General features: G+C 52.2%; 17 protein-coding genes. 8 read left to right on the top strand and 9 right to left on the bottom strand.

The window, feature by feature from the left end; all coding sequences use genetic code 11:
* The first annotated feature begins 257 nt into the window (after positions 1 to 257).
* Positions 258 to 1,220 carry a glycosyltransferase family 2 protein gene (locus BLO43_RS14300; RefSeq protein ID WP_090907639.1) on the top strand — a complete coding sequence of 321 codons (963 nt, stop codon included), beginning with the start codon at positions 258 to 260 and terminating at the stop codon, positions 1,218 to 1,220.
* A gap of 377 nt (positions 1,221 to 1,597) precedes the next feature.
* Complete coding sequence (locus BLO43_RS14295; protein WP_090907638.1) at positions 1,598 to 2,353, top strand: FkbM family methyltransferase; 756 nt, start codon at positions 1,598 to 1,600, stop codon at positions 2,351 to 2,353.
* Positions 2,354 to 2,415: 62 nt separating this feature from the next.
* Here the strand turns inward: BLO43_RS14295 and BLO43_RS17285 are convergent, their stop codons facing one another.
* Positions 2,416 to 2,517: a DUF2165 domain-containing protein gene (locus BLO43_RS17285; protein ID WP_139149287.1), complete on the bottom strand. Its 102-nt coding sequence runs from the start codon at positions 2,515 to 2,517 to the stop codon at positions 2,416 to 2,418.
* Positions 2,518 to 3,255: 738 nt separating this feature from the next.
* Here BLO43_RS17285 and BLO43_RS14285 point away from each other — a divergent pair.
* Together BLO43_RS14285 and ligD are read left to right on the top strand one after the other, a co-directional pair.
* Positions 3,256 to 4,167, top strand: a complete 912-nt coding sequence (locus BLO43_RS14285; RefSeq protein WP_090907636.1) for a non-homologous end joining protein Ku — start codon at positions 3,256 to 3,258, stop codon at positions 4,165 to 4,167.
* A complete protein-coding gene (ligD, locus tag BLO43_RS14280) occupies positions 4,164 to 6,716 on the top strand; it encodes a DNA ligase D (RefSeq protein WP_175443975.1) in 2,553 nt (850 codons plus the stop codon). Before BLO43_RS14285 ends, ligD begins: the two co-directional genes overlap by 4 nt.
* Before the next feature lie 75 nt (positions 6,717 to 6,791).
* Here ligD and smbP read toward each other — a convergent pair whose 3' ends face one another.
* The 7 genes from smbP to BLO43_RS14245 form a co-directional block, all read right to left on the bottom strand.
* Positions 6,792 to 7,190: a small metal-binding protein SmbP gene (gene smbP / locus BLO43_RS14275; protein WP_074633142.1), complete on the bottom strand. Its 399-nt coding sequence runs from the start codon at positions 7,188 to 7,190 to the stop codon at positions 6,792 to 6,794.
* Positions 7,191 to 7,330: 140 nt separating this feature from the next.
* The gene (locus BLO43_RS14270; RefSeq protein WP_139149286.1) at positions 7,331 to 8,365 is read right to left on the bottom strand and encodes a methyltransferase; all 1,035 of its coding nucleotides are present in this window, start codon (positions 8,363 to 8,365) and stop codon (positions 7,331 to 7,333) included.
* A gap of 119 nt (positions 8,366 to 8,484) precedes the next feature.
* Complete coding sequence (locus BLO43_RS14265; protein ID WP_074633137.1) at positions 8,485 to 8,958, bottom strand: PAS domain-containing protein; 474 nt, start codon at positions 8,956 to 8,958, stop codon at positions 8,485 to 8,487.
* A gap of 18 nt (positions 8,959 to 8,976) precedes the next feature.
* Complete coding sequence (locus BLO43_RS14260) at positions 8,977 to 9,471, bottom strand: SRPBCC family protein (protein ID WP_090907634.1); 495 nt, start codon at positions 9,469 to 9,471, stop codon at positions 8,977 to 8,979.
* A 361-nt stretch (positions 9,472 to 9,832) separates the two neighbouring features.
* The gene (locus tag BLO43_RS14255) at positions 9,833 to 10,018 is read right to left on the bottom strand and encodes a hypothetical protein (protein ID WP_074633132.1); all 186 of its coding nucleotides are present in this window, start codon (positions 10,016 to 10,018) and stop codon (positions 9,833 to 9,835) included.
* A 304-nt stretch (positions 10,019 to 10,322) separates the two neighbouring features.
* On the bottom strand, positions 10,323 to 12,284 hold the full coding sequence (locus BLO43_RS14250; protein WP_254773490.1) for an AsmA family protein: 1,962 nt from the start codon (positions 12,282 to 12,284) through the stop codon (positions 10,323 to 10,325).
* Positions 12,285 to 12,758: 474 nt separating this feature from the next.
* On the bottom strand, positions 12,759 to 13,484 hold the full coding sequence (locus tag BLO43_RS14245; protein WP_090907633.1) for a Crp/Fnr family transcriptional regulator: 726 nt from the start codon (positions 13,482 to 13,484) through the stop codon (positions 12,759 to 12,761).
* Between the two features lie 684 nt (positions 13,485 to 14,168).
* Here BLO43_RS14245 and BLO43_RS14240 point away from each other — a divergent pair.
* Positions 14,169 to 22,865 carry a glycoside hydrolase family 94 protein gene (locus BLO43_RS14240; protein WP_090907632.1) on the top strand — a complete coding sequence of 2,899 codons (8,697 nt, stop codon included), beginning with the start codon at positions 14,169 to 14,171 and terminating at the stop codon, positions 22,863 to 22,865.
* 124 nt (positions 22,866 to 22,989) lie between these two features.
* On the opposite strand, the gene BLO43_RS14235 is transcribed toward BLO43_RS14240, so the two are convergent.
* Positions 22,990 to 23,568, bottom strand: coding sequence for a Crp/Fnr family transcriptional regulator (locus BLO43_RS14235; protein WP_254773489.1), 579 nt, complete (start codon positions 23,566 to 23,568; stop codon positions 22,990 to 22,992).
* Positions 23,569 to 23,828: 260 nt separating this feature from the next.
* Between BLO43_RS14235 and BLO43_RS14230 the strand changes: the two genes are divergently transcribed.
* From BLO43_RS14230 to BLO43_RS14220, 3 genes are all read left to right on the top strand, one after another.
* Positions 23,829 to 24,146: an ElaB/YgaM/YqjD family protein gene (locus BLO43_RS14230; protein WP_081346872.1), complete on the top strand. Its 318-nt coding sequence runs from the start codon at positions 23,829 to 23,831 to the stop codon at positions 24,144 to 24,146.
* Positions 24,147 to 24,228: 82 nt separating this feature from the next.
* Complete coding sequence (locus BLO43_RS14225) at positions 24,229 to 25,281, top strand: SGNH/GDSL hydrolase family protein (protein WP_090907631.1); 1,053 nt, start codon at positions 24,229 to 24,231, stop codon at positions 25,279 to 25,281.
* Positions 25,282 to 25,384: 103 nt separating this feature from the next.
* The gene (locus BLO43_RS14220; RefSeq protein WP_090907630.1) at positions 25,385 to 25,705 is read left to right on the top strand and encodes a DUF1840 domain-containing protein; all 321 of its coding nucleotides are present in this window, start codon (positions 25,385 to 25,387) and stop codon (positions 25,703 to 25,705) included.
* Positions 25,706 to 25,815: the final 110 nt, after the last annotated feature.

The raw sequence follows: 25,815 nt of genomic DNA, 5'->3' as shown, positions 1-25,815 counted from the left end.
GCGCACCACCAGCGCTTTGTGAAGGAAATGATCGATGTGGGAGACCCGGACGTACTATCCCGCTATGTGGCGTTGCTGGAAGGGCAAGGGCGGCCGCCAGCCAGCCAGGATCAGTCTTGTCCGGACGAACGTGCCGTGAATCTCGCCGTTGGATGACCTCATGACGTGGCCGGGAGTCCCGGTTTCACAATGGGCGCGTGTAATTGCTCCTAAGGCAAGGCATCTTGAAGAAATGCCGTTGATGGTTTGCCAATGAGATGAATACACAGCTATCGTTGTCTATCGCTTTAGCTACGTACAATGGTGAGCGCTACCTCGCGGAGCAGCTCGACAGCATCATTCGCCAGACCCGGCTGCCGGACGAACTGGTGATATCCGATGACGCCTCGGTTGATGCGACACGCGCTATCGTACTGGATTTTGCCCGGCATGCATCTTTTCCCGTACGGTTGCTGATTAACAGCGAGCGCCTTGGCTCGACGCGTAATTTTGAAGTTGCCATAAGTGCCTGCGACGGCGACATTATTTTTCTATGTGATCAGGACGATGTCTGGTACCCCAACAAGATTGCGCTCATAGAAAAGCGTTTCATGGATGATCCAGGGGTGGGCGTGGTATTTACGGATGCGGATGTGGTCGACCGGAATCTGCATCCATTGGGATTGCGTCTATGGGAGGCAGTGCGATTCCGTCCGTGGGAGCAGATACGGTTCGAGGCCGGCGATGCGTTCTCGGTGCTGCTCAGACGTTACGTGGTAACCGGCGCGACCATGGCTTTTCGCTCCCGTTACCGGGATCTTTTGCTGCCGATACCTGACATATGGGTGCATGACGCCTGGATCGCTATGCTGATGGGCGCCACGTCAAATTTGGCTGCTCTACCCACACCACTGATCGCTTATCGTCAACATGGTGCAAATCAGATTGGCATCCCGCGCCCGGGCCAGAATCGGGGCAGGACCTGTGCCGCGGTTCATGGCCCGCAGGTTCTCCGCTATGAAAAAGCGTTGGAGCACTTGCTGGAATTGGGCAATCGTTTTCCCGAGAGCGGACACAATATTCAGCGTCTTGAAGGGACACTCAATTTTTTGCGCGCGATTGCCGCGCTGCCCGACGCGCGATGGCGCCGGCTGCCTGGTGCGCTGCGTGAGCTCGTCACACTGCGTTACCACCGCTATGCCAAAGGATTCAGAAGTTTTTACCAGGATTTGACGCGCTAGTGGGAGATCCCCTGGCCTTGCTGCGGGGTCACACCAAAAATATTTGGATTAAACCTAAATCTGGTAGCTGACCGTTCATTTTTTAAATTAGTGTTATGATCCACAGAGATTTTGTGCACCACTTTACTCTTATCGTTAGGGTGAGCTTGCTAGCGGACGAACTACTCGGTTCTTCCGGCACATGGCCGTGCTCCAATCCCTTGGAATGGAATGATCATTCTGCGTCGTTGCGCCTTGCTCCCGGCACCGAAAGAACCTGCATACTCCACCCGGTCCAACTCCCGGATTTAGGCTGGAAGGAATAAACCAGCTATTTTTCCGGCATTAATCCACCTTTCACTTATGACTTCACGGTTACCAACAAGGGCTCATTTTTCATGAATATTCTGTCAGGATTTCTTGCGGCACTTTATGGTATGAGTGGCGGCTATACGAAAGTCAACGTCAGAGGCCAGTCCATACGTATCGCGGTGGATAATGTGCGGACGCTTCAACGAGCAAAAACATATTCCATCAAGGAGCCGGAGACGCTGGATTGGCTTGATACCTTTGAACCCAATTCGGTTCTTTTTGATTTGGGCGCGAATATCGGGCAATACTCGTTATATCCCGCGAAGAAGTTTGGCGACGCCATCCAGGTGTATGCCTTTGAGCCCCAATGCATCAATTATTATCTGCTCAACAAGAATATATATCTCAATAAACTTGAGAAGAATATTACCGCGTATGGCGTTGCCATATCAGGGGTCAGCGAGTTCTCCAAGTTGTATATTCCGAAATTCAGCGCAGGTGGGAACCGTTCGCAGTTCGGGAAAGAAGACTTGAAGACCATGAAACGACCGGCCAGCCATATCCAGGGCATGTTCGGCGTAACGCTGGACGATTTATGCGACAAGTGGGGGCTGCCCTGTCCCAACTATATCAAGATAGATGTCGACGGTATCGAGATCTCCATTATTAAAGGTGCGGAGAATACCCTCAGAAACCCGAATGTCAGATCCGTGATCGTTGAACTGGGAACTCTTGAAGAGCAGGAGGAAGCGGTAAAGCTATTGGAACAGGCAGGCTTCAAAGTGAAGTTCAAAACTACCAGAAATTGGGGGGAAACCTGTTTTATATTTGAAAGAGCCTAACCCTGCCGGACTTAAAGGAAATCGGCTGCAAAAGCATCTGGCCGGTCCATATGCTTTCCCAGCTAATAAGAGCGGTTATCCATATAGGCTAGGGAATGCAGAAGCGACTCGGTAATCACCCGAGATTTCAGAACATTTTCAGCGAAAATGGTATCCATCGACATCACATATTCCAGGTTTAGCTTTCATGGATCGATCGAAGATCCGTTCGGCAACCCCCCGTTTTTTCCCTTTATACATCCAGGCTCGTGCCACATAATCTATGGAACGAGCTTCAAATTTGCCATCGGCGCCGCTGCCTACTGACTACGCATTACTTTCCGTTTTACGCACGCCATGGATATTGAGGGTGGCCAGTGCAATCTGAAGACCCAGAACTGCAAAAGCTTGTACATGCCACCCCCAGATAATCCATAAGAGATTACTAAGGAGAGAAAGTAAAAATCCAGCGTGGCGTTTACCTTTGGATTGAGAAGTCAGCATCCAGACAGACAATATGTTGATCACCATTGCAGGCCATTGTATTAGGGAAAAATAATCCATATCAGTTTGTATTTCTCATGGGCGTGTGTTTGATCAAATGACGGGTGAGACTCTCTCCGTCAACCATTCTTGATTGTTTTAAAACATGACACAAGGGGCTCGCCGGTGGTATTCAGGGAATGAATCGCCACTGACGGTTAATCGAATATAGATCCATGATAGCTGGTCCGTGTGCAATCGCACATACAATGAAAGGAATGTAGGGAAAAATACACTTCCGGGTACAGAGTGAGTAGCCAGCGCCGGCCGTATACCGGCGATGGTAGATGCTTCGCGATTCTCCGGAAAGCTCTGCCTATAAAAGCTAATTCCAAATTACGAAACGGCATAATTTTGAATTATTTTTTCTGGCATAAATCATGACTACCTCAGGTAATCGGATCTTATGGAAAGGCGCTATCAGCTTCGGACTGGTGCATATACCCGTAGCGCTTCATTCCGCAACGTCGGAGGAGGGGCTTGATTTTGATTGGCTGGATATACGCACCATGGATCCGGTGGGTTATAAGCGTATTAATAAAAGAACAGGTAAAGAGGTCGACAAGGAAAATATCGTCAAGGGAATCGAATATGAAGATGGCCAATATGTCATTCTGAGCCAGGAGGAGATATCGGCAGCTTATCCAAAGGCTACGCAAACAATCGAGATCGAAACATTTGTCTCTCATACGGATGTCCCATTTTTATACCTGGAACGCCCCTATTTTGTAGCGCCGATCAATAAGGGCGCCAAAGTCTACGCGCTTTTACGTGAAGCTCTTCACAAGACTCAGCGTATTGGTATTGCGCGTGTGGTCATTCAAACCAAGCAGCATTTGGCTGCGCTCATCCCATCAGGTCCGGTGCTGGTATTGAATTTACTGCGCTGGGGTAATGAAATTCGCAGTTGGGAAAATTTGGATCTTCCCGCTGAAGGCATGAAAGCATCAGCTATTACTGAAAAAGAATTAAAAATGGCCGAGCAACTGATCAATGATATGAGTTTGGCGTGGAATCCCGAAGAATATCGGGATTCCTTTAAGGATGAGATCATGAAGCTCGTACGTCAAAAGGCGGAAACCGGCGACATCCAGCCTGTGGTTCAACCTGAGCAGGCGGAAACATCCGCTGGCGGGGCGCAAATTCTCGACCTTACCGAACTGCTCCAGCGAAGTCTGAGAAAAGGGGGAGCCAAGGACGATAATCATGACGAAACGTCAGTCAGAAAACCCGTGAAGGATATGCACGTATCAACCCGAACCGGCGGGGCACCCAAGCGCCGTACAATATGAGTATGGCGCTGCGGAAGTCACTCAAAGCCTACCGGGAAAAACGTAATTTTTCAGTAACACCCGAACCGGACGAAACTGGTAAAGACGCTGAGGCAAATGAAGCGGCGTTGTCGTTTGTCGTGCAGAAACACTGGGCAACCCGGTTGCACTATGACTTCAGACTGGAGCTTGATGGAACAATGAAAAGCTGGGCCATTCCTAAGGGGCCCAGCTATGATTCCAGCGACAAACGGATGGCAATGCATGTTGAGGATCATCCTGTTTCCTACAACCGCTTCGAGGGCCGAATTCCAGCCGGACAGTACGGGGCGGGTAAGGTTATCATTTGGGACAAGGGAATCTGGGTTCCTCTTCAGGATCCCCGCAAGGGCTATAGCGACGGCAAGCTGAAATTTGAACTTCGCGGACACAAACTGAAAGGTCACTGGACGCTGGTTCGCATGAAAGGCAAGGAGGAGGGAAAACAGGAGCCCTGGCTGCTTATCAAAGAGAAGGATGAGTATGTTCGTTCATCAAAAGAGTACAGTGTTGTGGATGAGTTGCCCGATAGCGTCGCCGGACTGGAATCTCATCGTTTAAAAGAAGCTACCAAGCCAGCGGCAGCCAGTGCGACGGAAAAACAGAAATATGCCGCGGGCCTGCCTGAAAACGCCGTTAAAGCCACTCTTCCTCCAACCCTGCAACCCCAGCTTGCAACGCTTGTGGATAGCCTTCCTGCTCAACCGGCCGATTGGGTATACGAAATCAAGTTTGACGGTTATCGAATACTATGCAGGATCGAGGGTAAGAAGATTCAGTTGCTCACGCGTAACGGTAACGACTGGTCCCATAAGCTGCCTGACTTGGTAAAGGCATTGGGCAAAATGGGTCTGAGATCGGGGTGGCTGGATGGTGAAATCGTTGTGCCGGACGAAAACGGCATTCCGGACTTCCAGGCCTTGCAGAATGCCTTCGATAGCTCGCGGACGCAGGGCATCGTCTACTATCTGTTCGATATTCCGTTTTATGATGGATACGATTTGAGGGGTGTTTCCGTCACCGAACGCCGTACATTTCTGAAAACATTCTTTGAGAAATCGACTCCGGATCCGGTGCGCTTCAGTGAAACTTTTGATGCCCCGGCCGGTGATATCGTTGCGTCGGCATGCCACATGGGACTGGAAGGCATTATCGGTAAACGCAAGACCTCGACGTACGTCTCCCGCCGTTCCTCTGACTGGATAAAACTCAAGTGTGGGCAACGGCAGGAATTCGTGATCGGAGGCTATACCAGTCCACAAGGCTCGCGCGTAGGACTAGGTTCGCTTTTGCTCGGTTTTTACGATGATGACAAAAAGCTCCAATATGCCGGCAATGTGGGTACGGGCTTTAGTGATAAGACGCTTCACGAACTTAAAGCGAAGTTAAAAGAAATTGGGTCGATGCGCAGTCCTTTCAACGAAGCCGCCGATATCGATCGGAAGGCCCATTGGGTTATGCCGACGCTCGTAGCGGAGGTTTCCTTCGGCGAATGGACGCGGGATGGCCGGATACGTCACTCGGTTTTTCATGGTTTGCGTATCGATAAGAAAGCGGCAGCCATTACACGTGAGAAGCCGGTTCATCCCATTACAGAAAAACCCGCGATAATGACTTCAATTCCCGCCTCTTTGCGAGTTACTCATCCCGAGCGCGTAATCGATCCATCCACTGGATTCACCAAGATGGAACTCATTCGTTATTATTCGCTGGTTGCCCCTTTAATGCTGGAGCATCTTGAGGGAAGACCGGTATCATTGGTGCGCGCGCCGGACGGTATTACGGGCCAGTTATTTTTCCAGAAACACTGGGAGAAAGAGAATATGCCGGGGGTTAATCAGCTCGATCCAGCGCTGGATCCCGGGCATGAGCCATTGCTTGAAATTTCAACGGCTGAAGGCCTGCTGTCAGCCGCTCAAATGAACGTCATTGAGTTTCACACCTGGAATGCCACAAAGAATGCCATCGGCAAGCCCGATCGAATAACATTCGATCTCGATCCCGGCGAGGGGGTGACGTGGAAGCTTATCCAGGAATCAGCACAGCTAGTTCGCATATTTCTTAACGAGTTGGGATTAAGGTCATTTCTTAAAACCAGCGGAGGAAAAGGTTTACATATTGCCGTTCCAATCAAGAGGCTGCGCGATTGGGAAACGGTGAAAGATTTTTCTCAAGCGATTGTTCAGCATCTTGCCAGGACGATCCCGCAGCGTTTCGTGTCAAAAAGCGGACCGCGTAACCGTGTTGGAAAGATCTTTATTGATTACCTGCGCAACGGTTTTGGTGCTACTACCGTGTCTGCCTGGTCAGTTCGTGCCCGTGAGGGTTTGGGTGTATCCGTGCCTGTGGCATGGGAAGAGCTGGAGTCGCTTACGAGCCCCAGCCACTGGTCGGCCTCCAATATTCATGAACGCCTCGATAAAGGTAATGAGCCTTGGGCAGACTATGACGCCACCCGGCAGTCGATATTGCCGGCGATGAAAATATTAGGATTCAAACCGGGCGGAGGGGCATCCAGTCAAGCCGAGTGACACTAGAATAAGAGGACGATGAGTTGCTGCGATCCGGGTGAGCGTGCACGGTGAGCTGTTTTTTTGGGGGCCTGCTTATTTGGATTGCTCTTTCTCACGCAGATGAGTGGAGGCTCTCTCCACAGCTTCAACAGCTTCCTGGGTATGGCCTTCTTTAGCTTCCTCAATGGCTTCTTCGATTTCTTCGAAGGCTTCTTTATCGTGTTCCGCCTTCTGATGCTCGCCGTATATGGGTTTCTGAAGATTGGTGTAAGGGTGATCCTTGTTCTGCTCGATCAATTCCTTTCTGGCTTCTTCGCTGTGGCTGAGGATACCTTTCGTACTACCTTCCTTTCCACTCTTAATCGCCTCTTCCAAATGTTCCTTGGCCTTCTTGCCATGGTCCTCTTCCGCATGAACCAGCCCGATACTTATCGCAAGGGACAGCAGAACCGTTACTATGCCGTAAGTCAAAGTTTTTATTGAATCAGTCATGATGAGTTGATTGGAGCAGATTTGATGTTAGACCATCGAGTCCTGGGACTGTTTCAATTTCGTGAGACGAATGCCGCCCAGGGGCCCGGATGACAATATTTGAATCGTACGTTAACGGAAATTTCAGAGGGTATAGGGAGTTAAGGCTTGATACCGGTAACAATAGAGTAATGCCCAAAAGCGGGGTAGGCCTGTACGTCATCAAATCCCGCATCCCTCAGCATTTTCGATAATTCGGGGCCTGAGTATGACGCCCCTTCTGTCCATCCCATCATGAGCATGCTATACGCCGCAGGCGCAAAAGGACCGGTTTTTTCGTCATTATAGATTACGTCATGGATGATAATACGTCCACCGGGCTTCAGACTCTTGAAACTTTTCTCCGTGAGAAACTGACCTCTTTCTGCGGGCCAATCGTGGTAGATGTTGGAGTAGAAATGGAGATCGGCTTCAGGAAACGGGTCGTTCCACATGTCGGCAACATGGGTTTTTATGCGGTCCTGTAAGTTGTGCCGGGCAATGAACTCTTGAGCTACCTCACATATCGGATCCAGGTCCAGAACCAGCGCATGTAAACCCGGCAATTTCAACGCTGCTCCGATCGAGTGAGCGCCTGAACCCCCGCCAATGTCGAGCATCGTGCGATGACGGTCAAGTTCCAGGGTACTTGGCCACGTAGTGGCCAATGTCATGCTGATGCTGTGCATCCCACGGGTGAATCTCCGCGCGAGCTCCGCCTGCTCGTCATGAGACTTGTAGATATCGCCGCCCCCATAGGCCTGAGGAGAATTTGTGAGTACTGCCTGTTCCAGGCTTGCATAGGAAAATACCTGGGAATTATCGATCATCATGTCCCAGAAGAAACCGAAATAGTAGGGGCTCCTTTCGAGAAGGTAGTCTTCCGAGCGTGCGGTAAGAGAATAACAGCCGTTTTGCAGTGAAAGAAAACCCAACGCCGTGGCTGCCGTCAAGATAGCCTCGGCCGGGCGGCGCTGAATGCTCAGCATGTCGCAGATCTCGGGAAGTGTCCGGCCTCCCTCTTCAAGCAATGCAAAGACCTTCAACCTGTGGGCTATCAGTAGCGCCGGATATCCGTAAACCGCGAACGCGACATCCCATAAAGGCCGGTCATCCGACCGGGGCCGTTGAATGTTTGCAGACGTTTCCTGAGCCATAAAAACCTCTTAATGTAGTTGAATAACCCGGCTATACACATTCATATGACAACACTCATGCGAGTTTGACCCGTACGCCGATTTTTTGTCCGCACAATACTTTGATACGTGCCTTGATATCAGGGTCTTGGCAATAATGAAGCCAGCAATCGCCGAGTATCCGCTTCCTGTCGCATGCTAAGCTTGGAGATCATTTCACGGTTCCGGTTTACGTCATACTGGATGCCGAGATAATAAATAAGTCTTTTCTCTCCATCGAGAAGCGGGGTGAGCGCCAGATGGTTAAAAAAAAGTTCTCCATTCTTTCGATAATTGCGAATCGTGACTTCGACAGGCTGGCAATTTTCGATCGCCTGCTTTATCGCAAAACGCGCTTCCTGATCCCGATCATTCCCTTGCAGAAAACGGCAGTTGCGTCCGAGAATTTCCTCCTGGGAATATCCTGTCATGGCCGTGAATTGACTGTTCGCATAGACGATAGGCATATCTTCCTGATCCGGATCCACCAGCGTGATGCCATTAATGGAGCCATCCAGTATTTGGGATAGGATTTGAGGAATCAATCCGGGGTCTTTTTCAACCACAAAGGTCATTTTCTTCTCCTGGATAATTTAGGGACGTGGAGGATTTGGTGAAACCGCCTTGCTGGCTTCGGTTAATTGTTTCAGGTTTCTCACCGTGCGTTCGGCGCCTTCTTGAACCACCACGCGGATCAGCTTCTCGAAGGGACGCATAAATAGCTGGATTTCACTCAATTCAAAAGTAAAGATCAATTCAGCCGTGCCGGAATTAATCTCCCGCAACTCGTAGATGCAGAGAAAAGGATCTGAAACACCGACGAAGCCCAAGCGTTTATCCCGTTCATAAATATTGATGGTGAATTTTGTTTCCGAGCGGCGCCCCTGGTCAATACGTACTTGCCTTGCTATCGTTCCCAGTTTCACCGGGCCATCGGTGATGCATTCAAGTTCAATGACCTCAGGGGACCATTTCGGATAATTTTCAAAGAATCCATCGCCCAAATACCTGAATATATCGGCCGGAGGACGCTCGATTAATGTCCTCGCCTTCGCTATTACAGGTTCCTTGGACCCTAAATTGAACATACTTCATGCTCCTGCTTTCTTAGTCCGCGGATTGAGGATGAGATCAGGATGGGATTTCAATCTGGGTAAAATATGAGTGTTGCCCGTTATACCTGATTTACAGCCAGAGCAAAAATGACAATCGAGCCGTCAATATTTTTTGCTATCGAATAACGCATAGCTTACCTCAGACCACCAGGCTTTACTACTTCTCCCATATAGAGAGCTACCTGGGGGTGGCCAGCATCTTGTATTTACCTGACGCCACAGCGCCTAACCAGGGCTCTTCTTATGTTTATGGCACGTGGAAAAGGCATCTAACTTTCTATCGCGAATTCTCTCTCCTGCCCAAAAAAACAAGTGGAATTTTGGATAAGAGACATCAGGATTTCTTGGAATCCCTGCCTGAGCCGGATTTTTTTCCGCCACCGGATATTTTGTTCTCAGTTGCCCAGGCACGCCGCTCCGCCTCTTCTTTAGAAACGCCGCGTTTCTCATATCCTTCTTCAATATGTTTCACCTGCCGTTTCTGCTTATCCGTGTAGGATGATTTATCGCCTCTTGGCATGATGTGCCTCCTGATATCTATTTTCGATACAGTCATGATCAAATATTCATGCGCCTGTTTCCATGGTGGCGGCAAAGCCGCTCACGATTAATTTCCATCAATTGCCGTTATCATTCCGTTCGCTGGCACACATACCAGCGAGCCAATGGATTCAGATAATCCATTAGGCGTCCAATAGGCGGCTCTTCAAGCCTATGCGAGCGCTGCGGTCAGGTTGCGGCCATTTTCGCCGTTTGCCCGGCGACTTCTCCCAACCGTCAAAGCTGTCTCGCCGTCATCTCGCGTCCTAATGGATTATCCGGGCTTATTTTTTCTTCTCAACCTGAGCATTTTGCTTCCCGGGAAGCGGTTTTTTCACCGAGAGAATCAATGCCCTGCAATTGTGATCCTCGCCGGGGCCTGTTTCGATCAACGGAATCAGTGAAGCAACCGGCGTAGCGAAAACACCCAGTAGTACCGCCGCGCCGACGCGTATAGCCAGCATTTTGTCCGGATAAATTGTGGGTTCCTTGAAGGTGCCGGAAATATGAATCGGGGTACGGAAACTTACGATACTGAAGTCTTTAGGCTCGGGAGACAGTTTCATTTTTATGGTTTCCTCGGCAAGACTGATCTGGCCTTCTCCCAGAATATTGGTATCAGTTGTATCAATGACAAAAGCCTCGCTCTTCATCATGCCCTTTTTTATGTCGAAATCGGCCACGGCACAACGCACTTTTACATTTTTATCGCCAATCACCAGGAATTTAAGAATCTCGGCCCCATCGAGTCCTACGATTTCCAGCATCATATTGCTGATTTGACCTCCAGACATTATCAGTCCAAAGCGGCCATCGGCCGACCCCAAAAGCGCGCCTACGGATTTCCCCTGGCTCTTAATACTCGCTCTGCCACCGATCAGGCCCAGACTGTCATGTGTGAGTTCCATCTTGGGAAGCAGTTTTGGCAACTGTAATCTTTTGACATCGACTCTGGCCTCTGCGACGGGGGGATCGTCGCGGGCATTCACTGTTACGTTAGCATTGATACTACCTTCCGCGACCGTGAAATCAGCGTTAAGCCTCATTAGGCCATTGTCGATCCGGGTGTGTGTTGTCAGATGTTTGACCGGCAAGTCTTTGTTGCGAATAGATTGCCCAGTGAACTTAATGTCAGCGTCCATTGCGCGCAGTCGCTCGACGCTGAACTCCTGATCGGGTAGCATACGGTGACGCTGGGCTGCCTTCGAGGCTTTTTTCTCCTGCTTCTCCGCCGGACTGTCTTGCGGTTGAGGACCTTTTCTTGCTCCGATAAATCCGCTCAGATCTTCCAGGTCGAGAAGTTGCGATACGACTTCTCCACGCAGCATCGGACGTTTGCCTCCGGTATCAAAAAGAATATGCCCGCCCAGATCGCTCGTGCCCACCTCTCCGGTGAACTCATTTAGAGACCACTCGGTTTTTTGGTGCTGAAGTCTTCCTGAAATTCGGTATGGGGGCGAAGGGAAAATCACAATTCCCGTTATCGGATAAAGCGCTGATAGATCGTCACCGCACACTTCCAATTTCAAATCCATTGCTGACAATGCTTGGAGTCCGGTAATCGTACCGTCGAACGTGGCATGCGTGGTTCCGATCTGGACATTTCCCTGGACAGGATAGGCGTGGCTCTTGTCCATGAGCGATATCACTTCCCCCCCGTGGACTTGGAAGGTAAATTTCAAACTCGTGAATTTGCCTTCAGCCACTATATTGATGGGTGTTTCCCGTGCATCGGTTGATGCTGAATCAGTCGCTATCCTTGCGGTGATGTCGGTATCGGTCTTCGGATCGCGAAAGATGAGCGTACCTTGATCAACGGTGAGCTTGCCGATTTTTGGCAATTCCGTCTCCTTTTCCTCCTCTTTCAGAACCCAGTTGCGCTTTCCATCCAGGTTTTTTTCCAGGAGGATTTTCGGTTGCGATATCGATAATTCCGGCAGAACGATCTCCCCCCAGAGCAGTTTCCATGGATTAATGCGGAATGAGAGTCTCTCAATATCGAACATTGGCTGCCCGGTGCCCCAATCGGCGTTGGCAAGCGAGAGTCCTTCAACGCTAATTTTCGGGTTGAAGAACAAATTGACGTCGAGATTACCCCTAATTACGAATTCGCGACCGGTTTTTTCGGAAACTTGTCGTTCGATATATGGCTTCAGCATGTTCCAGTCGAACAGGGAAATGGTTATCACAACGATTGCGAATATCGCGGCGAAGGTAACCAATATTTTTTTGGAACGAGTTCTCATGGCCGGCGGGATTTATGACTCAAAGAATGCCGAGGGAGTCATTTGACATATATGTAGAACGACTCCCTGCGAATTTCCTGATTGAATCTTAGTTTTTATCAGCTGGTGCGGTCGGTACGTCAGCGCACACATTCCATTTTTGATTGCAAGTGAATGGGCGCCGGAGGAAGATCAGGAGGCGAATGGAGCACTTCAGTGACAATGTGCCGCGAGAGGCGAAGGGAAGAAGAGATGAAATGGCGGCTTGCCTGGGTATTTCACCAGGCCGGCCGGGAAATTATCGCAAACATCATGAATAATGGCGTCGAGCAATAGCGTCAAGCCGAATTTTTGCCGTCAGCTGCGCAGGCGCTGATGGGTGGTTCAAGCATCTTTCCCTATCTCGTGCCGATAGGTTCAGCATTGGCGTGGTCCAGTAAACGTGAATCTACTTGTAACGAGTCTTCATTCCGCGATCTGGTAAAAATATGTGGGCTAGAATTTCCGCACATCCCAAAATAGACGGTCAAATTTTTTTTTTACCACGTGATAGCACTCGCAAACGTGTTTTTCCAGTCCAGCTCGGTCAAGTACCATGATATGGCCGCGACGATAGCGAATCATTCCGGCGTTTTGCAATTTACCGGCGGCTTCGGTAATTCCCTCGCGCCGCACACCGAGCATGCTGGCAATCAATTCCTGCGTCATGGTCAAATCCTGACACCCTAACCGGTCCAGCGTTAGTAACAACCAGCGGCACAACTGTTGCTCGATCGTATGATGGCGATTGCATACCGCGGTCTGGGAGATCTGCGTCATCAGCGCCTGGGTGTAACGCAGCAGCAAGCGCTGAATAGGCGTTGCCTGATTGAACTCCTGCAGCATTAACCCGGCTTTCATGCGGTAGCCATACCCGGCCGTTTGCACGGTGGCCCAACTAGGTGTGGTTTCGCCTCCCATGAAGAGTGAAACACCGAGCATACCCTCGTTACCCACACCCGCGATCTCGGAAGAGGCTCCGTTTTCCAGGATGTAGTGCAGGGAGACGATAGCCGAAGTTGGAAAGTACACATAATGAAGACGGCCGCCAGATTCACACAGAACGTCCCCAAGCGGCATATGAACCAGCTCCAGATGAGACGCCAAACGTTCGAGCTGAGTCGTCCGCAGCGCAGCGAGGAGCTGGTTCTGGATGGGCTGATGTTGGCAGGAACTGGGCATTTGCTAGCTTACAGTGGACTGTAAAAGTTAAGCGCGGCCGGGGCGGTCCAAAATGGAATCAAGGGATTCCGCATATGCCGATTCCTTATTTCTGCCGCTAGACCGCCTCCCGTGCGAATTATAATAGCACTTCCCCGGCATACTATCTCCTATCGAGTGTCCATTTTGTGCGATAGCGTACATACTATGGATGAGCTAAGCCCTATCATCGTTTTCGTGTTGTAACGGGCTGGGTATCGGGGCTGCGTTCGCAAAACGTGTCAGCGGCGTGAAATCGGTAAAGAATGAAATGCAGGTGAAATAAAAATCCATGGAGGTTAGGCGGTAATCCCCCTATGGAAGATTTGCGGCTTGCAAGAGAGGCCTTGGTAATTATTTCCAGAATAGTATTTTTCTTTTCATCCGCTCCCAGTCAACGACACCTCACACGCCGGCCAAGATTTTACAACCCCTGAATCAAAATAAGGCCGCGACATACGAAATACCCATAGCCATCGCGGCAACCTGGAGAAATTCAATTGAAAGCTGGCAGCCTGTCGAGTTTAAAGGAAATCGGCTGCAAAAATGTCTGGCCGATCCATATTTTGACACTTTTTCAGCTAATAGAATCGCTATTGGCCTTCAAAATCAATTCACATCCAGCCTCCTTGCTTCGGTTTCTTAAATCCGTGGATCAATAGAGACATGACGGTTTCCGAGCTTTTACTCTCCGTTACCGCCAGGTTTCGTAAAATCGGAAAACCAAGCGTGCGGCTTGGCGAGGAATTACCTCTGCGGTCCGAGCTATTCAGCGCCGATCAGATGGAATTGTATGGTGGAATTCTCGCGGCTTCTCACGAATTATCATCGGCGCGTGGTACGGATCAGCTCCTGGCGCGTCTGGATGAGAACGAGAGTACGCTGTTCAATATTTGTAATGTATTGACCGAAGCGGTTACCGCGGATAAGCCGCTTACACCGGCGGGCGAATGGCTTTTCGACAATTTCTATTTGATAGAAGAGCAGATTCGCATCGCCAAGCGTCACCTTCCCAAGAGTTACAGCCGTGAATTGCCTCTCGTCGCGCGCGGGCCATCGGCCAATCTTCCACGCGTATATGATATTGCTCTGCAGGCGATCTCGCATGGAGATGGCAGGGTCGATACGGAGAGCCTCAGGCGCTTTGTCATGGCGTACCAGGCTGTTGCCAATCTGCAATTGGGGGAATTATGGGCGATCCCAATCATGCTGCGGCTGTCACTCCTTGAAAACCTGCGTCGCGTGGGGGTTCATGTGGCGGCCGGGAGGATCGACCGGAATCTTGCGGGCGTCTGGGCTGACGAGATCACTAAGATCGCTGAAAAAGATCCCAAGAGTCTGGTTCTCGTCATTGCGGATATGGCTCGGTCCGATCCGCCAATGACCACGCCATTCATTTCGGAACTGGCGCGGCGGTTGCAGGGACAGGGGCCCGCGCTGGCGCTGCCCCTGAACTGGATTGAACAGCGGCTTGCCGAGTCGAATCAAACGATTGAGCAAATGGTGCACATTGGAAATCAGCAACAGGCGGCTGATCAGGTTTCGATCTCCAACAGCATTAATAGCCTGCGCATGCTGGGCGCTATTGATTGGCGCGAGTTTGTCGAAGCTATCAGTGTTGTCGAACAGACGTTGCGAGAAGATCCGAAGGGCGTCTATGGCGGAATGGATTTTGCCACCCGTGATCACTATCGGCATGCCGTGGAGCGCCTGGCCAAGGCAAGTTCCATTCCGGAAGTGGAAGTGGCGCGCCATGCGCTCCAGTTGGCACGAAACGGCGCGGCGAAGAATGATGGCGATGCCAGGTCGCACGTTGGTTTCTACCTGATTGACATAGGCCTGCCCGACCTCGAACAGGCGGCACAGGTACGCTTGTCAATCCCGGAAAAACTCTCGCGTGCCGGCCGCCGGCATCCGCTTTTCTTTTATGTTGGCGCGATCGTCTTGATAACGGCGAGTATAACGGGTGGGCTTTTGCTCGAGGCGTATGCCGGCGGCGCAAACAAATGGCTACTGGGGGCGGTGGGGGTACTGTCGCTTCTTGCGGCGAGCCAACTGGCCGTAGCGCTGGTAAATTGGGCGACTCAATTACTGGTAGCGCCCCATTCGCTGCCCCGTATGGATTTTTCCGCGAGAATACCCGCGGCGTTTCGTACCCTGGTAGTGGTCCCGACCCTGCTGACGAACAATTCCGACGTTCCGAATCTCGTGGAAGCGCTTGAAGTCAGATTTCTGGCCAATCGCGACGATAATCTTTTTTTTGGTTTATTGACTGATTTCCAGGATGCGGACCGGGAAACGCTGCCTGAAGACGAATCTTTATTGCAGCTTGCACGCGCAAGTATCGAAGAGTTGAATAAAAAATATCCCAGTGTGGCTGAGGATGACATGGCTGCCGCAGCCGGCTTGCCGACCGGCGGCACTAATGGCCCGTTTTTTCTGTTTCATCGCCCCCGCCGCTGGAATCCGCTGGAACGGATCTGGATGGGTCATGAGCGCAAACGCGGGAAACTCGCGGATTTGAATGCTTTGCTGCGTGGTGCGGGAAGCGATGCGTTCTCCCTGGTCGTCGGCAATATAGCCGAACTGTCCGAAGTGAAATATGTCATCACGCTCGATACCGATACCCAATTGCCACGAGAAGCGGCGTATCAGTTTGTCGGCTCAATGGCTCACCCGTTGAATCGCGCACGACTTGACACAACTTGCGCGGATGGAACCTGCAAGCTCGTGACCGAGGGCTATGGAATTCTGCAACCGCGGGTCGCGGTGAGTCTATCGAGTACAAACCGGTCGCGATATGCATGGCTTTTCGGTGGCGAAGCCGGGGTAGATCCGTATACGCGAATTGTCTCCGATGTTTATCAGGATTTATTCTATGAAGGCTCGTTCGTGGGCAAGGGTATCTATGATGTGGATGCATTCGAGCAAGCACTTTGCAATCGTCTTCCCGAGAACCGGATTCTAAGCCACGATCTTCTCGAGGGTTGTTATGCCCGCTCGGGTTTGTTGAGTGATGCCCTGTTGTATGAGGGATTTCCTTCGCGTTACAGCGCGGATGTGAGCCGCCGCCACCGATGGATTCGGGGAGACTGGCAACTCGCCACCTGGCTGTTGTGGCGTGTTCCGGGAATGGATGCGGACCACCATCCGAATCCACTATCGGCGTTGTCGCGGTGGAAGTTGCTGGATAACCTGCGGCGCAGTCTTGTTCCGGCGGCCTTGACACTGCTCCTTCTGCTGGGATGGGTGGCGCTTCCCCACGCATGGTTCTGGACGCTAGCGGTCATAGGCGTGCTCGCTATCCCTGCCGTGATAACCATTATTTCGGATCTGCTGCATAAGCCTTCGGAAATGCCGCTGCGGCAGCATATGATTACCACTGTACGAGCGGCGGGGCGGCATTTCGGGCAAATATTATTTGTACTGGTGTGCCTTCCCTATGAAGCCTATTTCAGCCTCGACGCGATTGTACGAACTCATATAAGGCTTTTGGTCACACACCGCCGGCTTCTCGAATGGAATCCCTCCCGCGAAGTTGAACGCGAATCCGATTCGGTGATCGTTGACAAGGGATCTGTCGGTCTCGGGATGTCTTTTCGAACAATGTGGGTGGGCCCGGCAACTGCCATTGCCGGGATGATTGGAATCGCGATGACGGAACCGCTTGCGTTAATCGTCGCATTGCCGGTGTTATTATTATGGGCAGGTTCTCCCGCCATTGCCTGGTGGATAAGTCAGCCGTTTCCCCCGCGAAGCGCGGAATTGACCATCGGGCAAATCCACTTTTTGCGTCAGGTTGCACGCCGGACATGGTTTTTCTTCGAGACTTTCGTTGGTCCAAAGGATCATTGGCTTCCGCCGGATAATTTCCAGGAGCATCCTGTCGCGACGATCGCGCATCGTACATCACCGACCAACATGGGCCTGGCGCTGCTGGCCAATATCGCCGCCCACGACTTTGGCTACATCGGAGTAGGGCAGCTCATTGATCGTACGGCAAATACGCTTCAGTCGATGGAAGCGCTGGAACGGCACGCCGGTCATTTTTACAACTGGTACGACACGGAAACACGGGCGCCGTTGACGCGCTACATCTCCACAGTGGATAGCGGTAACCTCGCGGGCCATCTGCTGACACTACGCGCAGGATTGCTGGAAGTTGCGGATGCCCCAATTATTGGCGAACAGATATTTCTGGGACTGAACGATACGCTCCGGATTCTGGAGAAAGCCGCCGGCGCTCCCGCGAGTTCGCTGACGCAGTTCAAACAGGCGCTCTTCGCAGCGGCCGGCACTCATCCTCTCACGATCGCAAGTGCAAGAGTCGAGCTTGACCAGTTGGTTGTATGCTCCAGGAGGGTGATCCATGAGATTGCCGAAGGGCAATCCGCTGCTGGCACTGGCGACGCTCATGAATGGGCACAGATTTTGAACAGGCAATGTGAAGATATACTTGCCGAATTTACCGGTCTCATATCGCAAGTCGTGTTGCCCGCTCCGAAGACCGACATGCCAGACGCGGCGCATACGGCGGAAATTCCTTCACTGAGGTTTCTTGCCGCGCAAGGGAATGAGCGTGCGCGCCATCAATTGGATACGCTCGAACATCTTGTGCTGTTAACAGGTGAAATGTCGCGGATGGAATATGGTTTCCTGTTCAACCATGCGCAACGGCAACTTGCCATTGGATACAATGCCGGCGAACGCCGGCTCGATGCAAGCTATTACGACCTGCTCGCCTCGGAGGCCAGACTGTGCAATTTCGTTGCGATCGCGCAGGAGGAGTTGCCCCAGGAAAGCTGGTTCGCTCTGGGTCGCATGCTGACAACCGTCGGAGGAGAGTCCGCTTTGTTGTCCTGGAGCGGTTCGATGTTTGAGTATCTCATGCCATTACTGGTGATGCCCACATTCGACAACACGCTTCTCGACCAAACCTACAAAGCGGCGGTTGACCGGCAAATCGCATATGGCGAGGAACGCGGGGTGCCCTGGGGCATCTCGGAATCGGGCTACAATGCTGTCGACGTCCAATTCAATTATCAATATCGTGCATTCGGCGTTCCCGGACTGGGACTCAAACGGGGTCTGGCTGAAGATCTGGTCATTGCACCCTATGCTTCCATGCTCGCCTTGATGATCGCTCCCGAGGTCGCGTGTAGCAATCTTCAGCAGCTTGCTTCAGAAGATCTTGTCGGGAAATTCGGCTTTTATGAAGCGGTTGACTACACACCGTCACGACTGCGACACGGCGAAGCACGTGCCGTGGTGCGCTCGTTCATGGCTCATCACCAAGGCATGAGCCTGCTTTCCCTCGCATATGTATTGCTGGATCGCCCCATGCAACGGCGATTCGAATCCGAGCCATCGTTTCAGGCAACGATGCTGTTGCTGCAGGAAAGGATCCCGAAGGCGTCGGCTCTCCGTTCACAGGCTGCCGAACTCCCCGATATCCGGGTAGCCAAGGAGCTTCCGGACATGCCAATGCGCATACTTTCGAGCGCGAACACGCCTATTCCCGAAGTGCAACTTCTGTCGAATGGCCGGTATCATGTCATGGTCACCAACAGCGGCGGTGGCAGCAGTCGCTGGAAGGATCTGGCTGTCACCCGTTGGCGGGAAGACAGCACATGCGACAACTGGGGTAACTTCTGTTACCTGCGCGACATGGCGAGTGGGGAGTTCTGGTCGAATACGCACCAGCCTACATCAAAAGAAGCCAAGCGTTATGGCGTGCTCTTTTCTGAAGGACGTGTCGAGTTCCGCCGCCGTGACCTCGATTTCGACACTCACACCGAGATTACGGTATCGCCGGAAGATGATATCGAGTTGCGCCGGGTTCGTGTCACCAATCGTGCCTGGACACACCGGACCATTGAGGTCACTTCCTATGCCGAGGTGGTGCTGTCGACGCCAGCAGCCGACGCTCAGGCGCCGGCATTTGGCAATCTCTTCGTACAGACGGAAATACTGCCCGAGCGGTATGCGATTCTCTGCAGCCGGCGGCCTCGCTCCCAGAGCGACCCGGTACCCTGGATGTTTCATCTAATGACGCTACATGGAATCGGTAGCGAGGCAGTTTCCTATGAGACGGACCGGATGACGTTCATTGGACGCGGGAATAATGTATCCAATCCGCAGGCGATGACAAAAGCGGGACCGCTTTCCGGGAGCGCCGGCTCGGTTCTGGACCCGATCGTAGCCATCCGGCGGCGCGTCACCATAAAACCGGGAGAATCCGTGACGATCGATATCGTTACCGGAGCGGGCGACTCTCGTCATGCCGTCATGAATCTGGTGGACAAGTATCAGGATCCGCGTTTGTCGGACCGTGTCTTTGATCTCGCATGGACCCACAGTCTGGTTGTATTACGGCAGCTCAACGCGACCGAGACCGATGCTCAATTATTTGGCCGCCTGGCAGGTTCGGTGCTCTATGCCAATGCTTGTCTTCGCGCCGATGGCGCCATATTGAGCAAGAATCAGCGCAATCAATCAGGGCTATGGGGGTATGCCATTTCGGGCGATCTGCCGATTGTGCTGCTCCAGATCAGCGATGTGGCCAACATTGATCTGGTGCGGCAGTTGGTGCAGGCGCATGCCTACTGGCGCTTGAAAGGGCTCACTGTCGATTTGATAATCTGGAACGAGGACCATTCGAGTTATCGGCAGCTTCTACACGATCACATCATGGGATTGGTCGCTGGCAGTACCGAAGCCCACGTGCTTGATCGGCCGGGCGGTATTTTCATCCGTCGTGCCGAGCAGATCGCCGCCGAGGATCGTATCCTGCTGCAAACCGTTGCACGCGTGATTATTCTCGACAGTCAAGGCAATTTGTCGGAGCAGATAACGCGCCGGATTCCCGGGGAGTTGCCGATTCCACCCATGAGGTGGGAGCCGGATCGCCAGTCCGATATGGTGCAAAACGCTACACTCCCTCACCGCGAGCTTCTCTTCGACAACGGGTATGGAGGATTCACCGCCGATGGACGCGAATACATCATAACGACCGGACGGGATCAGACGACACCCGTCCCCTGGTCAAATATTCTGGCAAATTCACAATTCGGCACCGTTATCACCGAGAGCGGCCAAGGCTACACTTGGGGCGAGAACGCCCATGAGTTCCGCTTGACGCCATGGAGCAACGATCCGGTTTGCGACGCTGGGGGGGAGGTTTATTACTTGCGCGATGAAGAAAGCGGCTATTTCTGGTCGCCGGCGCCATTACCCAAGCGTGGAGCGACGCCTTATGTTTCGCGCCACGGGTTCGGTTACAGCGTTTTCGAGCATACTGAACGCGGCATTACTTCCGAACTCTGGGTTTATGTGGCGCTCGATGCCCCGGTAAAATTTGCCGTATTGAAAGTTCGCAACGAATCCGGCAGGTTGCGCAAGCTTTCGGCAACCGGATGCGTCGAATGGGTATTGGGTGATTTGCCGGAGAAAAGCAGGATGCATATCGTTACCGAGATCGACGTCGGAAGCGGCGTCTTGCTCGCACGCAATCCCTACAGCAACGAGTTCTCGGGGCGCGTTGCTTTTTTTGATGCCGATGACACGGTACGCAGTGTGACCGGCGATCGAACCGAATTCATTGGCCGCAATGGCGGTTTCAGAAATCCGGCGGCGATGATGTCCACGGACTTACTTTCCGGGCGCGTAGGCCCGGCGCTTGATCCCTGTGGCGCTATCCGGATTCCATTCGATCTGCTGGATGGCCAGTCGCGGGAGATATGCTTTCGTTTGGGCGCCGGATCTGATACCGATGATGCCGTCAAGCTCGCGCAGCGCTTCCGTGGAACAACCGCAGCGCATGACGTTCTGGGAAGCGTGCATCGGTATTGGGGGCATACGCTCGGCGCTATACAGGTGGAAACACCTGATCCCTCGGTCAATGTAATGATCAATGGCTGGCTCGTATATCAGGTTCTTGCGTGCCGCTTGTGGGGCCGTAGCGGTTACTATCAATCCGGGGGAGCCTTCGGATTCCGTGATCAGTTGCAGGACGTGATGTCGCTTGTTCATACCGAGCCCGCGCTTATGCGCGAACACCTGCTCCGGTCAGCGGCGCGCCAGTTTATTGAAGGTGATGTTCAGCACTGGTGGCATCCGCCAGGAGGACGTGGCGTGCGGACCCGCTGTTCGGATGACTATCTCTGGCTACCCTTGGCGGCATGCCGTTATATTGCCACCACTGGCGATATCAATGTGCTGGAGGAGTCCATCCCCTTTCTTGAGGGCCGGCAGGTCGGTGCCGATGAGGAGTCATACTATGACTTGCCGGTTCGCTCTGAACAGGTTGCGAACCTGTATGAACATTGCGTACGTGCCATCGTGCACGGCTTGCGATTCGGAGAGCATGGCCTTCCGTTGATGGGCAGCGGGGATTGGAACGACGGCATGAACCTGGTGGGATTCCACGGGCGTGGCGAGAGTGTCTGGCTGGCTTTTTTTCTGTATGACGTGCTCATACAATTTTCCAGTCTTGCCGAGCAGCGTGGCGATACGGTTTTTACGGCGCGCTGCAAGAAGGAAGCGAATCTGCTGCGCAAGAATATCGAACGCCACGGTTGGGATGGCGATTGGTATCTCCGCGCCTTCTTCGATGACGGCTCCCCGCTGGGCTCATCCAGCAATCCTGAATGCAGGATCGACTCAATTGCGCAGAGTTGGTCGGTATTGACTGGCGCTGGTGCCGGCGAGCGCCAGCGCCAGGCAATGGAGGCGGTGGATCAGCATCTGGTCCGGCGGGACGCGGGATTGATTCAACTGCTCGATCCACCCTTTGATCAATCAGCCCTGAATCCGGGTTATATAAAAGGTTATGTCCCCGGTGTGCGCGAGAATGGCGGCCAATATACGCATGCCGCAATCTGGGCAACGATGGCCTTCGCCGGGTTGGGAGATCACAGACGAGCGTGGGAATTGCTGGCGATGATTAATCCCGTGAATCATGCGCGGACGCCGGAGGCGGCGGCAATCTATAAAACCGAACCATATGTGGTTTCAGCCGACGTTTATGCCGTATCTCCTCATACCGGACGGGGTGGATGGTCGTGGTATACAGGTTCCGCCGGCTGGCTGTATCGCCTGATGCTGGAAACACTGCTGGGTCTTACTCTGGAGGGAAACAAGCTGTATTTCAAGCCCTGCCTGCCCACGGATTGGGAGGCGTTCACGGTGAGCTATCGCTATCGGGAAACAGTCTATCGCATCACTGTCGTACAGATAGCCGACGGGGAGGGGGAGGAGAGCCTCACGATTGATGGGGTGACGCAACATGACCTGGTCGTCGCTCTGGTCGACGACCGCTTGCAGCACACTGCCCAAGTCCGGCTCACAGCCTGTCGGACTTAAAGGAAGTCAGCTGCAAAAAGGCTGGCTAGGCCTATTTCATCACCGCTTCTTTAGCCAATAGAATAATTATTGGCCTTCCTACCCAGTCTCTTTTTCGCTTCGATTCTTCAGGTCAGAAAGGCTGCTAGGCTGCTCGCTGAGGTGAGCGCAGGTTCATGCCTGAACGTGTTGATTCAATCCACTTCGAGGGTTGTAGCGCTTGCGTAACCAGGGTATCCATGTGAGAAGGGGATGGGCCGGTTATGGAAATACCGGTCCCGGAAGCCGAATGCATGGGATGCACTGTGGTTCGTGCAATTCTTGCGGTCAGATTTTGCGTATAACGTTGTAGCAAATAGCGTAACGGACTGCCAAGCTCGAACTCTTTTCTCAGATTAGCTGCCTTAAGGCGGTAACCATAACCACTGTTTTGTACCACTGCACGGTTTGGCGCCGTTTTTCTCCCCATAAGGAGGGCAATGCCGAATACGCCTTCATTACCGATAACGGCAATCTTCTCTGATTCCCCCTCATCCGTTATTGCAAACAGTGAAATAATACTGGTGGTGGGGAAATAAACAAGGTCAATTTCCCCGCCATCCTCGTAGACTGCCCATCCCTGCGGCAGGGAAACAAGTTCAAGACATGATTTCAGACGCTCGTAAACCTCCTCGGGGAGAGCGGCCAGGAAAAGGTTTTGCTTGGGGGTATGCAGGTATGACATTGGCTCCTCGCTGTTTTTGGTTCCAACCGATTTCTATAGATGGTTGACAGAAGTGGGGAATGAACTCGATGATGCAGGCTACACCGAAATTCAGGTGCCGTATGTGCGGTGCCAGACAGACCGGATTTGCGGAAACAAAGAGAGTATGAGACTCTTGGGTGGCGGCTCCGATCTTGTCCGGCTGTATGACAATGGCGCCTGGCCGGGCGTTGGTGGGAAGTTTCGCTGATGCTATACTGTTTTTTTTTATGGAGGATGCAATGGGAAAATATACCGCCAGAGAAAGCAAAGAAAAGCTTATTGAAGATTTTCATTCGGTAATTAACGATACCGAGGAATTGATGAGATCCGTAAGCAGCGAGAGCGGAGGCAAAGCTCAGGTTTTGCGTGACAAAATCGAAGAGAACTTGACCCATGCCAAGGAATATCTGCAGGATTTTGAAGATTCCGTCGTTGATAAATCACGGACTGCGGCACGGATAACCGATGAATACGTACATGAAAATGCCTGGCGGACGGTTGGACTGGCAATCGGACTGGGTGTCTTGATAGGTTTGTTGATCAAAAACCGTGACTAATCGAGTTCCCTATTAGCATGAATCAATAACTGCCATCAGCGGAGCGGGATTTCTGCTATCAAATTAACGAGGGAGATTGATCATGAGCGTAAAAGGGTCTTTTGCCGCGTTTTTTGCCTTGCTATTGGCGGGGGGCAACGCTGGCGCGGCGCCTTTCAGCGGTTTGTATGCATTCGGCGACAGCCTCTCGGACGCGGGAAATAGTCAGTATGCCGAGCTGAGCCTCTATAAAAGATTATTGGACAATTGTTTTTTCCCCTGTCCTCCTTATGCTGACGGACGCGTTTCCAATGGAAAAGTTGCCACGGAGTATCTGGCGGATGCTCTCTTTCCGGGAGCGGTAAGTAGTGGTGCTGCGAATTTTCACAGCTATGCCATCGCAGGGGCCACCTCGGGTATCGGAAACTACGGCGATGGAGGCACTGCAATCGAGAAGGGAAGCTTGCTTCCAGGTCCTATTCCTATTCCTGTTCCAGGCATACTTCCGCTGCCGGGGATGAACCACGAAGTGGGGCAATATATAAGTGATTCGAATCGCAGTGCCGATCCCGACGCGTTGTATTTCTTGTGGGGAGGAGCAAATGACTATCTGTCGCACAAAGGTTTGACCACAGTTGCAGCGTCCCAGCTTGCCGCCCAGAATATTGCGGGATATGTAAGCGTGCTCGCAGAGGCGGGTGCGAGAAATTTTCTAATTCCCAATCTTCCGGACTTGAGCGCCACGCCCTCAGTCGTCGCCGATGGGAACGCGGCAAAGGCGGATGCGCACATGTTTTCCATTGTGTTCAATAATGAACTGGCTAGCCAACTGGGGAACGTAAGCTCGCAATTTCCCGATGCCCATATATTTCAATTCGATACTTATACTTTCGTGAACGGCGTTATCGCGAATCCGTCCAATTACGGCCTCACCGATGTACAAAATGCCTGCTTGACGGATTCCTCGCTTTGTGTCAATCCGGACAGTTTCCTTTATTGGGATACTTTCCATCCTACCACCCGGGCCCATTCTATCCTCGCAGCGACTTTTGCCAGCGCCGTGCCGGAACCTGAAATGATGGCCATGTTCGTGGCTGGCCTGTTTGTTCTGGGTATTGCATGCAACAGGCGACGCAGGCTTGAGTATGCGGTGTGAAAGCCGGGAGGCTGATGCTTTTGTATACCGCGGGCAACATGGCACTTTTCCCATGTAATCTTGATCGCTAGTTCATTTGCCACAATTTTTACCGGGACGTTCTATGCTGACAACATTCAAATGCGACGCCTACGCCGACATCACCCTGTTTGGCGATGTCGCACAGCGCCTGCTGAAGATGATGGGGCACAGTGGGACAGTGCCCGGCGCAATACTGGCCGAGGATATCCCGGTCGCGCTTGATCGCTTGAAAGGCGCAATTGAGGCAGAAAAATCGACGCCCGCCGCTACGCCAGAATCGGCTGACAATGTTCAAGGCGAGGAACGGGACGATCAGGCTGTGCGTTTCGAATACCGGGCGTTGCCTCTGATCGAATTGCTCACCGCGGCGGCAAAGAAAAACTGCAATGTGATGTGGGAATAATAAGCTTATTGCTTATTTGTTTTATTCTATGTGGGACAGCGAACAGAGATTTTTCCGGAATAGAGGAGAATACCTATGGGTATCCCTTCTTGCCCTCCCCTGAAGGATAC

Origin of the sequence: Nitrosospira sp. Nsp13, from assembly GCF_900101945.1 — a bacterium.
GTDB lineage: Bacteria > Pseudomonadota > Gammaproteobacteria > Burkholderiales > Nitrosomonadaceae > Nitrosospira > Nitrosospira multiformis_D.
Note: the sequence above shows the minus strand (reverse complement) of the source record. Positions and strands in the feature narration are given on the sequence as shown.